The sequence below is a fragment of the Streptomyces sp. NPDC007971 genome, from assembly GCF_042958635.1.
Classification (GTDB): domain Bacteria; phylum Actinomycetota; class Actinomycetes; order Streptomycetales; family Streptomycetaceae; genus Streptomyces.
This window is the reverse complement of sequence record NZ_JBIBJK010000020.1, coordinates 149626-163211: the sequence shown is the minus strand read 5'-3', so window position 1 is coordinate 163211 and position 13586 is coordinate 149626. Positions and strand designations below refer to the sequence as shown.

General features: G+C 72.2%; 14 protein-coding genes. 6 read left to right on the top strand and 8 right to left on the bottom strand.

Going from position 1 to position 13586, the window contains the following annotated elements:
• Window positions 1-72: 72 nt before the first annotated feature.
• From ACFZCP_RS34595 to ACFZCP_RS34580, 4 genes are all read right to left on the bottom strand, one after another.
• A complete protein-coding gene (locus ACFZCP_RS34595; RefSeq protein WP_391435538.1) occupies window positions 73-750 on the bottom strand; it encodes a TetR family transcriptional regulator in 678 nt (225 codons plus the stop codon).
• Window positions 751-1036: 286 nt separating this feature from the next.
• Window positions 1037-1726: an HAD-IA family hydrolase gene (locus tag ACFZCP_RS34590; protein WP_391435536.1), complete on the bottom strand. Its 690-nt coding sequence runs from the start codon at window positions 1724-1726 to the stop codon at window positions 1037-1039.
• A 194-nt stretch (window positions 1727-1920) separates the two neighbouring features.
• Window positions 1921-2856 carry a M48 family metalloprotease gene (locus ACFZCP_RS34585; RefSeq protein ID WP_391435533.1) on the bottom strand — a complete coding sequence of 312 codons (936 nt, stop codon included), beginning with the start codon at window positions 2854-2856 and terminating at the stop codon, window positions 1921-1923.
• A 122-nt stretch (window positions 2857-2978) separates the two neighbouring features.
• A complete protein-coding gene (locus ACFZCP_RS34580; protein ID WP_391435531.1) occupies window positions 2979-3530 on the bottom strand; it encodes a DUF5134 domain-containing protein in 552 nt (183 codons plus the stop codon).
• A 165-nt stretch (window positions 3531-3695) separates the two neighbouring features.
• On the opposite strand from ACFZCP_RS34580, the gene ACFZCP_RS34575 reads away from it, so the two are divergent.
• Together ACFZCP_RS34575 and ACFZCP_RS34570 are read left to right on the top strand one after the other, a co-directional pair.
• On the top strand, window positions 3696-5378 hold the full coding sequence (locus ACFZCP_RS34575) for an FUSC family protein (RefSeq protein ID WP_391435527.1): 1683 nt from the start codon (window positions 3696-3698) through the stop codon (window positions 5376-5378).
• Window positions 5375-5989 carry a MarR family transcriptional regulator gene (locus tag ACFZCP_RS34570; protein ID WP_391435524.1) on the top strand — a complete coding sequence of 205 codons (615 nt, stop codon included), beginning with the start codon at window positions 5375-5377 and terminating at the stop codon, window positions 5987-5989. The genes ACFZCP_RS34575 and ACFZCP_RS34570 overlap by 4 nt, the downstream gene beginning before the upstream one ends.
• A gap of 3 nt (window positions 5990-5992) precedes the next feature.
• On the opposite strand, the gene ACFZCP_RS34565 is transcribed toward ACFZCP_RS34570, so the two are convergent.
• From ACFZCP_RS34565 to ACFZCP_RS34555, 3 genes are all read right to left on the bottom strand, one after another.
• Window positions 5993-7045: an aldo/keto reductase gene (locus ACFZCP_RS34565; RefSeq protein WP_391435519.1), complete on the bottom strand. Its 1053-nt coding sequence runs from the start codon at window positions 7043-7045 to the stop codon at window positions 5993-5995.
• 93 nt (window positions 7046-7138) lie between these two features.
• Window positions 7139-7903, bottom strand: a complete 765-nt coding sequence (locus ACFZCP_RS34560; protein ID WP_391435516.1) for a VOC family protein — start codon at window positions 7901-7903, stop codon at window positions 7139-7141.
• 195 nt (window positions 7904-8098) lie between these two features.
• Window positions 8099-8491, bottom strand: coding sequence for a VOC family protein (locus tag ACFZCP_RS34555; protein WP_362685586.1), 393 nt, complete (start codon window positions 8489-8491; stop codon window positions 8099-8101).
• A 69-nt stretch (window positions 8492-8560) separates the two neighbouring features.
• Here ACFZCP_RS34555 and ACFZCP_RS34550 point away from each other — a divergent pair, with 69 nt between their 5' ends.
• Window positions 8561-9100, top strand: coding sequence for a GNAT family N-acetyltransferase (locus ACFZCP_RS34550; RefSeq protein WP_391435512.1), 540 nt, complete (start codon window positions 8561-8563; stop codon window positions 9098-9100).
• A gap of 57 nt (window positions 9101-9157) precedes the next feature.
• Here the strand turns inward: ACFZCP_RS34550 and ACFZCP_RS34545 are convergent, their stop codons facing one another.
• Window positions 9158-9841, bottom strand: coding sequence for a glycerophosphodiester phosphodiesterase family protein (locus tag ACFZCP_RS34545; protein WP_391435509.1), 684 nt, complete (start codon window positions 9839-9841; stop codon window positions 9158-9160).
• A 412-nt stretch (window positions 9842-10253) separates the two neighbouring features.
• Between ACFZCP_RS34545 and ACFZCP_RS34540 the strand changes: the two genes are divergently transcribed.
• From ACFZCP_RS34540 to ACFZCP_RS34530, 3 genes are read left to right on the top strand one after another with little or no spacing between them, the layout of a single operon-like run.
• Window positions 10254-11651 carry a DUF6421 family protein gene (locus ACFZCP_RS34540; protein ID WP_391435504.1) on the top strand — a complete coding sequence of 466 codons (1398 nt, stop codon included), beginning with the start codon at window positions 10254-10256 and terminating at the stop codon, window positions 11649-11651.
• A 38-nt stretch (window positions 11652-11689) separates the two neighbouring features.
• Complete coding sequence (locus tag ACFZCP_RS34535) at window positions 11690-12454, top strand: SDR family NAD(P)-dependent oxidoreductase (RefSeq protein ID WP_391435501.1); 765 nt, start codon at window positions 11690-11692, stop codon at window positions 12452-12454.
• Window positions 12451-13521, top strand: a complete 1071-nt coding sequence (locus tag ACFZCP_RS34530) for a low specificity L-threonine aldolase (protein WP_362685571.1) — start codon at window positions 12451-12453, stop codon at window positions 13519-13521. Before ACFZCP_RS34535 ends, ACFZCP_RS34530 begins: the two co-directional genes overlap by 4 nt.
• Window positions 13522-13586: the final 65 nt, after the last annotated feature.

Genomic DNA, 13586 nt, shown 5'->3' with positions numbered 1-13586 from the left:
ACACAGGGCCGACAGGGAGCCGGGCGGCGGCGGGTCCGGTGCCCGCGGCGCGTCCACCCGCCGCTCGTCCCGCTACTGGTCCCGTTGCTCGTCCCGCTCCTCTGTCGCGAAGAAGCGCGACAGATCCTGCTGCCGCCCCGCCTCGGAGCCCGTTTCGCTTCCGGGGGGCGTGCCCAGCTCCCAGTCGAGCCCGTACCGCTTGAACAGCTCGGCCCGGAGCGCCGGGACGGGCATCGGCACCCCCGGGACCAGCACCGCGTACACCGCTCCCATCAGCAGGGCCCGCAGCAGGGGATAGTCGGCCGCCGGGTCCTCGGAGCCGTACCGGGCGACCGTGTCGCCGAGCAGTTCCGCCAGGCGCCGCTGCTCCGGACACTGCACGAAGCCCTCGGCCTGGAGCAGCCCCGCCATGTGCTGGCGCATGAGCACCGGCCGGTCGTGGGCGAGGCCCAGGATGGCGTCGACGGCCCGGGCCAGCCGTTCCCGGCCGTCCTCGGTGTGCGGCTCCCGCTCCAGCGCCTCCTCCAGCGTGCGGTGCATCAACCGGTGCACGGCGGACTGCACCAACTGGCGCTTGCCGGGGAAGTAGTAGGACACCAGTCCGCGCGCCGAACCCGCCCGGTCGGCGATGTCGGCCAGCGTGGTGGCCTCGAACCCGTGCTCGTCGACCAGCTCCACCGCGGCCTGCAGCAGCCGCTCCCGGGAACGTCGCCGCAACTCTTCATTGACCGAGGCGCTGCGCGGGGACATCCTGTAACTCCTGCGTTGACTGGCTGCCAGCCAACTATACTCAACGCGGACGGCACCGCTCTGCGCGGGGCCAGTTCAGAGCTGCCGCCCGTCTGGGGCGACGCGGGGGATCGTCTCAGACGGGCGGCGCGGGGGCGCCGGTCCCGCCGATCCGCCCACCGGGCCCCCGTTCCCGCAGGTGGCACGGGTGCCAGCTGGAGTGGGGCGGCGGTCCGCCCAGCCAGATCGGCGGTCCGCCCAGCAGGATCGCGCATTTCACCGGGGCCGGGACGCGGCGCAGCGCGGGTCAGCCCACCAGGTCCAGCACCGGCAGCAGCGCGTCGGGCCGCTCGGCCACCGGCCGATGGTCCACGAAGTGCACCCGGCAGCCCAGTGCGGCCGCACCGCCGTCGGCCGCCCTGTTGTCGCCGACCATCAGCACCGTCCGCGGATCGGCGCCGAGCGCCGCGCAGGCGACGGAGAACAGCCTCGGGTCCGGCTTCTGGACACCGTGTTCGTACGACAGCACGTACGCGTCCACGTATCCGTCGAGCCCGTGCTCGCGGAAGACCGGCCGCAGGTCCCAGCCGATGTTGCTGACCACGCCGACCCCGATCCCGCGCTCACGGAGCGTGTGCAGCACCTCGGCGGCGTCGGGGTACGGGGACCAGGCGGCGGGGGACATGTGCCGGTCGTACAGCGCGTCGTGGAGGCCGGGGTCGGGCAGGGGCACACGCCGGGACAGCCCGGTGTAGGCGGCCCGGTGCAGTTCGGCGCTCTCGTCCCGTACCGCCCACAGTCCGGCGAGGTCCTCCGGCACTTCGGTCGGGTCCGCACCGCCCGCCAGTGCGCCGGCCTCCTCCAACTCTCGTGCGATCGCGGCGAGTTCGGGTTCGTCGAGAGTGAAGGGTGTCCGTGCCAGCACGGCTCGCAGCCAGGACTCGGTGGACTCGATGCGGAAGAGGGTTCCGGAGAAATCGAAGAGGACGGCAGCCATGCGTCGGACCCTACAGGGGTCCTGTCCCGCGCCGACCGCCGTCCGGCGTGCGTCGGTTGCGTCGGTGGTGCGTCGGTCGTGCCGGGGCCGAACCTGAATATCGACAGGTCGACGCCGAACCTGATGTCGACAGGGTTCGATCAAGCGGCGGGCCGAACCGCGTCGTCCGCAGGCGCGGGCGCCCCGCCGACGGCTCAGCCGAGCGCGCGCAGTGCCGGCACGAGCGCGACCAGCACCGGGATCACCGGCACCAGGGATGCCGCCGCCGTCAGCCGCAGTCTGCGCATCGCGCTCAGCCGGTCCGGGGGCGTGAGCAGTCGGTGTACACGCTGCGGGACGTGGGCCTGCGGGGTGGGGCCGGGCCCGAACACGCCCCGGTCCTCGTTGAGTTCCACCAGGGCCAGCGCGGTCGTCAGGCGGCCGAAGCGGCGCGAGGCCATGTCGTCGGCGGCCAGTTCGACCAGCCGGTGCATCTCGTCGCGGAACGCGGCGAACACCGGTACCTGGGGGAATCCGCCCGCCAGCGCGGCCGAGCAGTGCAGCAGCCAGTCGTGCCGGGCCTGCGCGTGTCCCTGCTCGTGGGCGAGCACGGCGTCCAGCTGCCGCCCCTTCAGCCGGCGCAACGCGGCCGTGGTGACCACGAGCTGGGGCGCCGCACCGGGCAGCCACCAGGCGTCGGGGCGCTCCCCCTCCAGCAGGACGAGCCGCCCGCCCACGGGCTCCTCGCCCGGCAACAGCGGTGCGCGCAGCAGGAGTTCGGCCCGACGGCGGCGGCGTCCCGCCCCGGCCCGCACGACCTCACGGACCAGCATCGCCGCGCTCCACAGCCCGCCGCAGGCGAGCACCACCGCGACCGTCGCCGCCCAGGGGCCACTCGCGCCGAGCGCGTACGCGTCCACGACCGCGCGGGGCGCCCGGGCGAACACGTGCCCGCGCACCGCCTGCCAGGCCACCGCGGCGCTCAGCGTCATCGACAGCGCGCAGCACAGCAGAACGGCGGCCACGGCGCACTGCCACATCCAGAGGGCGACCACCGGCTCGCGGTCCGTCCAGTCGGCCCGGGCGAGAAGCCGTGGGCCCATGACGGCGGTCAGGGCGCCGAGCAGCAACAGTGCCACGGGGACCATCATGGGCAGCACCCTATGAGCCCCGAGCCGCTCGCGGGTACGGTCCCCGGCACCGAAGTGACGCAGGCAACGCCCGTGCCTCCCGCGGGCGACACTCGTGCCCGCCTCGGTGATGACCCGTCGGCTCACATCGTCATGAGCATCGCGACCATCCCTATCCCCATCGACAGCCGGCACGCCCGCGCCAGTTCGGGACGGTCGCCCCAGCGTGGTGCCACCGTCCCGCCCGCGGGGGCGGCCGCGGGCACCAGGCGGGCCCCGGACACCAGGACATAGCCGGTGAAGTAGAGCAGGAGCGCACCCGTCACCAGGGGTTCCCCGGCGCCGGTGTGCACGTGGTGATGTGAGGTGGGGGAGGCCGCCATGGCGAGGGACATGTAGACCATCGCGCCGGTGCCCACCAGGTGGTGCAGGTGGTGCGGGCCGCTGCGCGCGGCCCACAGGGTGCGCAGTGCCGCCGCCCCGAACACGGCCGCGTACAGCGGCCACGCCCATCCCGGCGGGGTGAACGCCGTGGCGGGCACGGCCATCACGGCCATCCCGAACCCCATCAGTGCCTCGCCGCCCGCGGCACGGCGTTGCTCCTCGACCCCGCTGCGCATCCGCAGCAGGCAGTAGGCCCCGGTCGCGGCGCACAGCGCGACCAGCAGCCAGGCCGGCGACGTCGATCCGTGCACGCGCACCTCCCCAGCTCGACGGAGGGTCGAGGGATGCGATGCCCACGCCATGCGGGGCGCACGCAAGCGCAAGGGTGTACACGGGGAGCATTCACCGGAGCACAGCAGGTGAGAGCGTGCCGACCGCAAATCTTTTACATATAAAACACATGCTAAATTGTTGCTATGAGCAATGCGACCCGCCACCGTCTTCCCGTCGCCGGTGCGCTCCGTCTCGGGCGGCCCTCCGACATCTGGTTCAAGCCCGCGCTGAGTGTGGTCGCCGCGGTCGCCCCGCCCAACCTGATCCTGCTGGCGCTCGGCCGACTCGACCTCGCCCTGTACACGATGGCCGGGTCCCTGTGTGCGCTCTACGGCCACAACCGGCCCTACGCCGCCCGGGCCCGGGCCCTCGCATGGGTCGTACTCGGCATGACCGGCGGTCTCGCCGTCGCGCTGGTCGCGGCGTCGCTCACCGGCGACGCCGTCGTGCTGGTCACCGTCGGCGCGCTCATGGCGGCCGTGCAGAAGGCGGTCTGCGACGCCACCCGCATCGGTCCGCCGGGCAACGTGGTGCTCACCTTCATCAGTTCCGCGTCCCTGTTCGCGCCGCAGGGCCTCGGACAGGTCCCCGGCCATGTCGCACTGGCCCTGGCGGCGGGCGCCTGGGCCTGGCTGATCGGCATGGCTCCGGGGCTGCTGCGCCCGCACGGCCCCGAGCGCCGCGCCACCGCCCAGGCCCTGAACGCGGCCGCCGCGTACGCCGGTACCGGCGGCACCGGCGAGGGCCACGCCCGGGCCCGTACCGCGTGCGCCGCCGCCGTCCACGCCGCCTGGCAGTCCCTCTCGGCCGCAGGAGCCCGCCCCGATCCCGCCGCCCGCCCCGATCCTGTCCGCCGCGCCCTCGAACGACTCCTCGTGCGCGCCGAGGCCGCCCTCGGCGCCCCTGCCGGCGCCGACCCCGAGCGGCTGCGCGGCTGGGCCCGTGACGTGCGCGGCACCGGCCGGATCCCACGGGCCGACCTGCCCCGCGACGCGGCCGGTGAACTGCTCGGCGTGGACACAGAACTCGCCTGCCCGAGACGCCCGTTGCGGCACCGGCTCGCGCCCCTCGCCCCCCTCGCCGTACGCACCGCGACCGGCTGCGCCCTCGCCGGCTACGCCTCCCTCGCGCTCGGCGTCGGCCGCCCGTACTGGGCCCTGGTCACCGCGGCCTCCCTCTACCAGGCGAACGTCACCCTGACCTGGAGCCGGGGCGTCCAGCGCGTCGTCGGCAATCTCGTCGGCGTCCTGGTCTTCGCCGCCGTCGCCCCGCTCGCCCACCTCCACCCCGCCGCCCTGGTGCTGTGCTGTCTCGCCCTCAACTTCGGTGCCGAGGCGTTGATCGGCCGCAACTACTGGCTCGGCAGCGTGTGCGTCACGCCGATGGCGCTGCTCATCACCGAGTTCGCCCGCGCCCAGGACCCCGGCCGGCTGATCACCGAGCGGATCGCCGACACCGTCGTCGGCGCGCTGGTCGGCTTCGTCGCGGCCGTGGCCGTCACCAACCGGCGTGCCGGTGACCGCATCGAGCACGCGCTGACCGCCGTCGAACGCGCCCGCGAACAGGCCGCGCGCCTGCTCGCCGGCCCGCACCCGGCACCGGGCGCCCTGGAGACCGCCCGCCGCGCCCTTGCCGCCGCCCTGGCCGACCTGCGCGCAACGGCCGACGCCGCCTTGGGCGAATGGTGGCAGCGCGCCCTGCCCGAGGAGCGGGTCGTGCTCGCCGAGCGGGCGGGACACCGTACGCTCGCGGCGACGGTACGACGCCAGGGGCTCGCCCCCCTGGACCAGGACACGGGCAGGACGACGGAGGACATACGGCCATGACGGCGACGAACGGACGGCCGCAGGCCCGGGGCGACGCGGCGAACGGTCGGGCGGGGAACGCGAGCGGCGCGCCGGGCGGGCAGCCGGGACACGGGAGCGGTGCGGGGCACACGGACACCGTCTCCGCCGTCGTCCGGCAGTGGCAGGACGTACACCCCGACCTGGACACCGGCCCCATGGAGGTCATCGGCCGGATCAACCGCTGCGCCGCCCTCCTGCAGCAGGCCGAGGACGCTCCGCTGCGCCGGGCCGGTCTCAGCCGCCCCGAGTTCGACCTGCTCGGCGCCCTGCGCCGCACCGGCCACGAGCTGACCCCCGGAGACCTGGTCCGGGAGACCTACTCCTCCGGGGCCGCCGTCACCAAGCGGCTCAAGCAGCTGACCGAACGCGGGCTGGTGGAGCGGCGCGGCGACGCCCGGGACCGGCGCGTGGCCCACGTCCGTCTCACCGACGCCGGCCGTGACCTCGTCGACGGCATCCTTCCGGAGCAACTCGCCTACGAGACGACGGTACTGTCCGCCCTGGCCCCCGAGGGCCGGGGCGAACTGGCCGAACTGCTCGGCGGCCTGCTCAGCCGCCTGGAGAGCCGGGCGGGCGCGCTGCACGCCTGAGCGCTAGAGCACGTCGTGCACTGTGCGGCGATGGGTCGAGCGGCGGTCCTCGATCTGTGCCCAGCGGTCGCCGTAGACGTTGCGCGTGATGGCCGGGTCCCGCAGGAATGCGTGCGGGAAGCCGAGCGGTACGGCGCTCACCTCGTCCAGTCGGGCCACCGCGTCCGCGTCGAGCCGGACCCCGGTGCTCGCCAGATTGTCGGCCAGCTGCGCCTCCTTGGTCGCCGCGACGATCGGCACGACGTTCCCCGGGCGGCCGCGCAGCCAGGCGAGGGCCACCTGTGCCGGGCTCCAGCCGCCCTGTTCGGCGATCTCGACCACGGCGCCGATGACGTCCTCCTCCCAGGCCTCGGTCCCGGTGCCCAGGGTCGCGAGGCGGCCCGCCTCCCCGCGCCGGTACTTCCCGGTGAGCTTGCCCGACGCCAGGGGTGCCCAGGCGAACACGGCCAGGTCGAACGCCCGGGCCTGCGGCAGCAGTTCGCGCTCCGGAGTGCGCTCCAGCAGGCTGTAGCGCAGCTGCGAGCCCGCGAAGCAGGTCCAACCTCGCAGCTCCGCAAGGGTGTTGGCCTGTGCGATCTCCCAGGCCGGCCAGTCCGAGACCCCGATGTAGAGCACCTTCCCGGAGCGCACCAGGTCGTCCAGGGCCCGCATCACCTCCTCGACCGGGGTGAAGTTGTCGCGGGCGTGCACCCACAGGACGTCGAGCCGGTCGGTGCCCAGCCGGTCCAGGCTCGCCTCGATTGACTGCACCAGGTTCTTGCGGTGGTTGCCCGCCGCGTTGACGTCCCCGTCGCGCGTGCCGCAGGTGTACTTGCTGGCCAGTACGAAGGAGTCGCGCCGCCCGGCGAGCAGTTCGCCGAGGATCCGCTCCGAGCTGCCGTCCGTGTAGTTGTTCGCGGTGTCGAGGAAGTTGCCGCCCGCGTCGGCGTAGGCGTCGACGATCCGGGCGCTGGTCTCCTTGTCGGCGCCCCACCCCCAGTCGTCGCCGATGGTCATCGCGCCGAGGGCCAGCTCGCTGACGCGCAGACCGGTCCGTCCGAAGAGCGTGTAACGCACGTGTGCTGTGTCCTTTCCGAGCAGGTACAGAACAGGTCCCGGGGCCGTGGGCACGACGCTAGGAGCTGGAGCCCGCTCGAAGGCAAGCCGTGGTCAGCCCTCCTGGCCCGCCCTGTGCACGCCGAACGCCGCTCCCTGCGGGTCCCGCAGCACCGCGATGCGCGGGCCGTCCGGCACGTCCGCGGGTGCCATGACGACCTCGCCGCCCGCCTGCCGGGCGACCTCGGCCGTGGCGTCCACGTCGTCCACCGCGAAGTACGGCAGCCAGTGCGCCGGCACCTCGGGCGGATACCGGTCGCCCATGTCGGCCATCCCGCCGAAGTCCTCCCCGCCGATGCCCCACTGCGTGTACCACTGCGAGGCGTTGACGCTCCAGCCGAAGACCGTGGTGTAGAAGTCCCGGGCCCGGTCGGGAGTGCGGGTCGCCAGCTCCACCCAGCCGAGCGTGCCGGGCGCGTTGAACAGCCCGGCGCCGGGGAAGGCCCGCGCCTGCCACAGCTGGAACGCCGCGCCCGTCGGATCGACGGCCACGGCGAACCGGCCCACGTCGAAGACGTCCATCGGGCCGAGGACCACCATCCCGCCCGCCTCCTCCACCCGGCGTGCCGCCTCGTCCGCGTCCGCCACCGCGAACGAGACGTTCCAGGCGACCGGCTGGGACTCCTGGTACAGCGGGGTCAGCGCGGCCACCGCCGCGTCGCCCAGGTGCGCCACGGTGTAGCCGCCCGCCTCCTGCCGCGGATCCGTCTCGGGCCGCCAGCCGAACAGCTCGGTGTAGAACCGCTTCGCCCCCTCCAGATCGCGGGTCCCCAGCTCGGTCCAGCAGGGGCCGCCGATCACCGGCCTGTCGAACTTCATGACGGTTCCTTCCGGATGCGGCCGCACGGGCCGGCGGACCACACGACGGGGCTTTCCTCGCACGCTAGCCCCGCTCGCGCGGCCCGGCCATCCGGGACCCGACGCCCCACCCGACGACGGCCCGCCCCCGCCCGGACGCCCCTGGGCACCCCGCCGCCTCCACGACCTTGACGAGCCGGACCGGCGGTACGGGGCCTAGATACCCGGGCGGTACCGCAGCGGATGGTCCGGCGGGATCTCCACCAGCACGATCCGGGTTCCGTCCGGGTCTGCGATCCACATCTCGATCAGGCCCCACGGCTCCTTCACCGGGGGCCGCAGGATCTCGACCCCCCTGGCGGCCAACTCCTGCTGCGCGCCGGTCGCGTCCTCGACCTGGAGCCACAGCTGTACCGAGGGCGACGCCGGTGCTCCGGCCCGGCCGGAGACCTCGAGGAAGCCGCCGCCGAGGAAGTAGACCGTTCCGCGCTCCGGGCCCGTGCCGAACTCCCGGTAGACGGCCAGGCCCAGCTGCTCGCCGTAGAAGGTCCGGGAGCGCTCGGGGTCCACGGGGCGCAGAAGTGTCCGGCTGCTGAGTACGTGCACCATGCATCCGGAGCCTAGTGGCAGGGTTAGGCTCGACTGGCTCAGCCGCGCCCGAGATCGGAGAACGCCCCCATGGACACCGCCGCCACCGGACTCACCTTCCGTGACGCCACCGATGCCGACGTCGACGCGCTGGTCGCGCTGATCGAGTCGGCCTACCGGGGCGACTCCAGCCGGGCCGGCTGGACCACAGAGGCGGACATCCTGGAGGGCCAGCGGACCGACCCGGAGGGTGTCCGGCAGGTCATCAAGTCACCCGCCTCCCGGCTGCTGACCGTCGAGCAGGACGGCCGGATCGTCGCCTGCTGCCAGCTCGAACACCGCGACAGCCACGCCTACTTCGGGATGTTCGCGGTCAGTCCCACCCTGCAGGGCGCGGGCCTGGGCAAGATCGTCATCGCGGAGGCGGAGCGCCTGGCCCGCGCGGTCTGGGACGTCACCGAGATGCACATGACCGTGATCTCGGTGCGCGAGGACCTGATCGCCTGGTACGAGCGCCGCGGCTACCGCCGTACGGGAGAGACGACGCCCTTCCCGTACGGCGACGAGCGCTTCGGCATCCCGCAGCGCGACGACCTGCAGTTCGAGCTGCTGGTCAAGCCGCTGGTGTGACGGTCACCGGTGTGACGCGCACCGGTGTGACGTTCGTGCGGGAGGGTGCGCACCGGATCACGCGGTGAAGCGGCCGGTGCGCTTGATGTCCGGAAAGTCGGTCGTCGCGCCGTCCAGCTGGAGCGCGCGCACGAGCCGCAGGTGGTCCTGCGTGTTCACCACCCACCCGATGACCTTCAGGTCGGCCGCGCGGGCGCGCTCGACGATCTCCAGGGTCAGCCTGCGGATGTTGAGACAGACCGTCGCGGCCCCCACCTCGGTGGCGCGCTGCACCACGTCGGTGCCGTAGCCGCTGGCGATCAGTGCCGTGCGCACCCCCGGCACGAGCCGGGCGATCTCGGCGACCGCCTCGTCGTGGAACGAGGACACCTCCACCCGGGAGACCAGGTCCCGGCGGTGCATGACCTCGGCCAGTGCCCGGGCCGCCGCCACATCCTTGATCTCGGCCTGCAGCGGCGTCTTCACCGCGTCCAGGACCTCTTCGAAGACCGGCACGCGCTCGCCGCGGCCCGCGTCCAGGGCGCGTAGCTCCGCGAGGGTCTTCTCGGCGATCGGTCCGGTGCCGTCGGTCGTGCGGTCCACCTCCGCGTCGTGCATGACGACCAGCGCGCCGTCCTTGCTCAGGTGCAGATCGAGTTCGATCAGGTCGAGGCCGGCCTGCTGGGCGGCGACGAACGAACGGAGGGTGTTCTCGGGCTCGACACCCATGACCCCGCGGTGACCGATGGTAAGGAAGTTCAAGGTTCGACTCGCTTCCGTCGACGGCGGCTCGGCGACGCGCGGACCGAACGGCGGACGTCACTGTCCACGCGGCAGGGTCGCAGCCTAGTGGCCTGGTCCCACGATGAACCCGCACCTGCGCGGGGGGATCGGGGCGCGGGTCGCACGGCGCCTGGCTCATATCCGCCCCCGGCGTCACCCGGTCGTGGGCGAGTCCTGGTGATCATTGACCGGCCGGATCTGATCGGTGCCGCAACTTCTGCGCACCGTCCCCTCTCCCGATGGCGAAAGTGACCGCCGTCACGGTTTCGCACAGGAAAAATGGCGGTGTTCATGCGGCTCGGCAGAATAATTTCCCGAGGGGCCTCTTGCTGGGAGAAAGGGGCTATGCATACGGTGTGCTTACGCGAGGTTCTCCCGTGGAGGATGGGACATGACGGAAATTCTTGTGCAGGCGGGTACCGAGGGACAGGTTCCTTCGCTGACCAGGGTGATTGAGCACCCGGCCTGGCCCGTGCTCAAGGATGCCGTGGAGCAGATCCGGCCATGGCAGTCCAAGGACGGGTCGATCGACTTCGAGGCCGGGGGCGCGCCGGACCGGGCGGACGCCGAGGCGGCCCTGGACCGTGTCGTCGAGGCGGTCGAGCAGCTCTCCGCCCTGCTCCCGCACGACGCCGCCTACCACCAGGCCCTCGTGAAGGACCTGCGCCGCTGGGTCGAGGGTGGTTTCCAGGTGCCGGACTTCCTGGACTCCCTGCTTGCCTTCCACCCCGCCGCGAACCGCGCGGACGGCCTGCAGCACCTGGTCGTCTTCCCGATGTACACGCAGAACGGCAACCCGGACCGCAACCTGGAGGCGGTCGTGCTGCGCATGGTCTGGCCCGAGTGGCTGGCCGAGCTGGAGCGCACCCGGTACGACAACCCGCTGTTCTGCGGCATCAAGTTCGAGGACTTCACGGCGGGCTACGACACCAACTCCGCCGTCCTCTTCCCGGAGACGATCGCCGTGCGCGAGGCGCCGGAACGATTCACCTGGGGTGGCATCTTCTGCGACCGCGAGGCCGCCCGCTTCCGCCGGGTCACCGACGCGGCCGTCGGCATCCTGGGCCTGGAGCTGCCCGAGGACATCGCCGCGATGGTCCACGACCAGAAGCGCTGCGAAGAGGCCTTCGTGCTGTGGGACATGGTCCACGACCGCACCCACAGCCACGGCGACCTGCCGTTCGACCCCTTCATGATCAAGCAGCGGCAGCCGTTCTGGATGTACGGCCTGGAGGAGCTGCGCTGCGACCTCACCGCCTTCAAGGAGGCCGTCAAGCTCCAGGCGGACGGCGTCCCTCAGGCCCGTGACGTGCAGTACGCGGTGCTCTTCGACCGCATGTTCCGCTTCCCGCTCTCCGGTGACCGGGTGCGCAACTACGACGGCGTCGGCGGCCAGCTGCTCTTCGCCTACCTGCACAAGCACGACGTGATCCGCTGGACCGACAACAAGCTCTCCATCGACTGGGAGCGCGCCCCGCAGGTCACCAACCAGCTGTGCGCAGAGATCGAGAAGCTGTACCGGGACGGCATCGACCGCCCCAAGCTGGTGCACTGGTTCGCGGGCTACGAGCTGGTCTCCGCCTACCTCGCCCCGCACCCCGGCTCCAAGTGGGCCAAGGGTCCGGACGCCCTGGACCTGACCCAGCCGCCGCGCAAGCTCGTGGACGACGTGCTTCCGGACGAGTTTCCGCTGAGCATGTTCTTTGAGGCCCTGTCCAAGAAGCTGAAGAATGTGATCGCCTCCACCAAGGGCATCACGGCGGACAGCGCCGAGCGGCTCGCCGCGTGAGCGACCGCGTCAGGAACACTGCTTCAGAGGGGAAGATCATGGGGAACGGCGCGAACGGGGCGCTCAGCGGCGCGGTGATCGCGGTGGCCGGTGCGGGCGGACCCGCCGGGCGCGCGGCACTGATGCGGCTGGCCGAGGCCGGTGCCACCGTCGTCGGGGCGGACAACGACCCGCAGCGTCTGTCGGAGGCCGTGGACGCGGCCCGGTACGCCTCCGGTGGCGCCACCGTCACCGGCGACACGGTGGACCTGCTCGATCTGCAGTCCACCCGGGAATGGGCCGCCCACATCGAGAAGGACTTCGGGCGCGTCGACGGCCTGGTGCACCTGGTCGGCGGCTGGCGCGGCAGCGAGACCTTCACCAAGACCAGCCTGGACGACTGGGACTTCCTGGAGATGCTGCTGGTCAAGACCGTGCAGCACACCTCCCTCGCCTTCCACGAGGCGCTGCAGCGCAGTGACCGCGGCCGGTACGTGCTGATCAGCGCGGCCGGCGCGAGCAAGCCGACCGCGGGCAACGCCGCCTACTCCGCCGCCAAGGCCGCGGCCGAGGCGTGGACGCTGGCCATGGCCGACTACTTCCGCAAGGCCGGGATCTCCGAGGGCGCCGAGGGTCCCACCTCCGCGGCTACGATCCTGGTGGTGAAGGCGCTGGTGCACGACGCGATGCGCGCCGAACGCCCCAACGCGAAGTTCGCGGGCTTCACGGACGTCAAGGACCTGGCCGAGGCCATCGAAGGCGTCTGGAGCAAGTCCGCCGCCGAAGTGAACGGAAACCGTCTGTGGCTGACCGAGAAGCCGTGAACCCTCCCAAGACCGACGCGCGTCGCCACCACGACCCGCAGGTCCGCGGTTTCGCCAGTGACAACTACGCCGGGGCGCATCCGGAGGTGATGGCCGCCCTGACCCTGGCCAACGGCGGCCATCAGGTGGCGTACGGCGAGGACGACTACACCGAGAACCTCCGGGGGATCATCCGAGGCCACTTCGGTGCCACCGCGGAGGCCTTCCCGGTCTTCAACGGCACCGGCGCGAACGTGGTCGCGCTCCAGGCGGTCACCGACCGCTGGGGCGCGGTGATCTGCGCCGAGAGTGCGCACATCAACGTCGACGAGGGCGGCGCACCCGAGCGCATGGGCGGCCTCAAGCTGCTCACCGTGCCCACGCCCGACGGCAAGCTCACGCCCGAGCTGATCGACCGGCAGGCCTGGGGCTGGGAGGACGAGCACCGGGCGATGCCGCAGGTCGTCTCGATCACCCAGAGCACCGAGCTGGGCACGCTCTACACGCCCGAGGAGATCCGCGCGATCTGTGAGCACGCCCACGCGCACGGCATGAAGGTGCACCTGGACGGCTCCCGGATAGCCAACGCCGCCGCCTCGCTGAACGTGCCGATGCGGACGTTCACGAACGCGGTCGGTGTCGACATCCTCTCCCTCGGCGGGACGAAGAACGGCGCCCTGTTCGGCGAGGCGGTCGTCGTCATCAACCAGGACGCGGTGCGGCGGATGAAGCACCTGCGGAAGCTGTCGATGCAGCTCGCCTCGAAGATGCGCTTCGTGTCGGTGCAGCTGGAGGCCCTGCTGGCCAAGGACCTGTGGCTGCGCAACGCCCGGCACGCCAACGAGATGGCCCAGCGGCTGGCCGAGGGTGTGCGCGCGGTCCACGGTGTGGAGATCCTCTACCCGGTGCAGGCCAACGGGGTCTTCGCGCAGCTTCCGCACGATGTGAGCGAGCGTCTGCAGAAGCGGTTCCGCTTCTACTTCTGGGACGAGGCCACGGGCGTCGTGCGCTGGATGTGCTCCTTCGACACGACCGAGGAGGACGTCGACGCGTTCGTGGCGGCGCTCAAGGAGGAGATGGCGCGCTAGCGTCCCCTCAGAGATTGCATAGATATGCGGTCACCTGAAAAGTCATTGACTCTCGGGTGATCGCA

Coding starts and splice junctions, on each gene's coding strand:
- ACFZCP_RS34590 (WP_391435536.1), bottom strand. CDS start 1,726: ATGGCTGCCGTCCTCTTCGATTTCTCCGGAACCCTCTTCCGCATCGAG.
- ACFZCP_RS34540 (WP_391435504.1), top strand. CDS start 10,254: ATGACGGAAATTCTTGTGCAGGCGGGTACCGAGGGACAGGTTCCTTCG.
- ACFZCP_RS34560 (WP_391435516.1), bottom strand. CDS start 7,903: ATGAAGTTCGACAGGCCGGTGATCGGCGGCCCCTGCTGGACCGAGCTG.
- ACFZCP_RS34550 (WP_391435512.1), top strand. CDS start 8,561: ATGGACACCGCCGCCACCGGACTCACCTTCCGTGACGCCACCGATGCC.
- ACFZCP_RS34555 (WP_362685586.1), bottom strand. CDS start 8,491: ATGGTGCACGTACTCAGCAGCCGGACACTTCTGCGCCCCGTGGACCCC.
- ACFZCP_RS34585 (WP_391435533.1), bottom strand. CDS start 2,856: ATGATGGTCCCCGTGGCACTGTTGCTGCTCGGCGCCCTGACCGCCGTC.
- ACFZCP_RS34595 (WP_391435538.1), bottom strand. CDS start 750: ATGTCCCCGCGCAGCGCCTCGGTCAATGAAGAGTTGCGGCGACGTTCC.
- ACFZCP_RS34575 (WP_391435527.1), top strand. CDS start 3,696: ATGAGCAATGCGACCCGCCACCGTCTTCCCGTCGCCGGTGCGCTCCGT.
- ACFZCP_RS34535 (WP_391435501.1), top strand. CDS start 11,690: ATGGGGAACGGCGCGAACGGGGCGCTCAGCGGCGCGGTGATCGCGGTG.
- ACFZCP_RS34570 (WP_391435524.1), top strand. CDS start 5,375: ATGACGGCGACGAACGGACGGCCGCAGGCCCGGGGCGACGCGGCGAAC.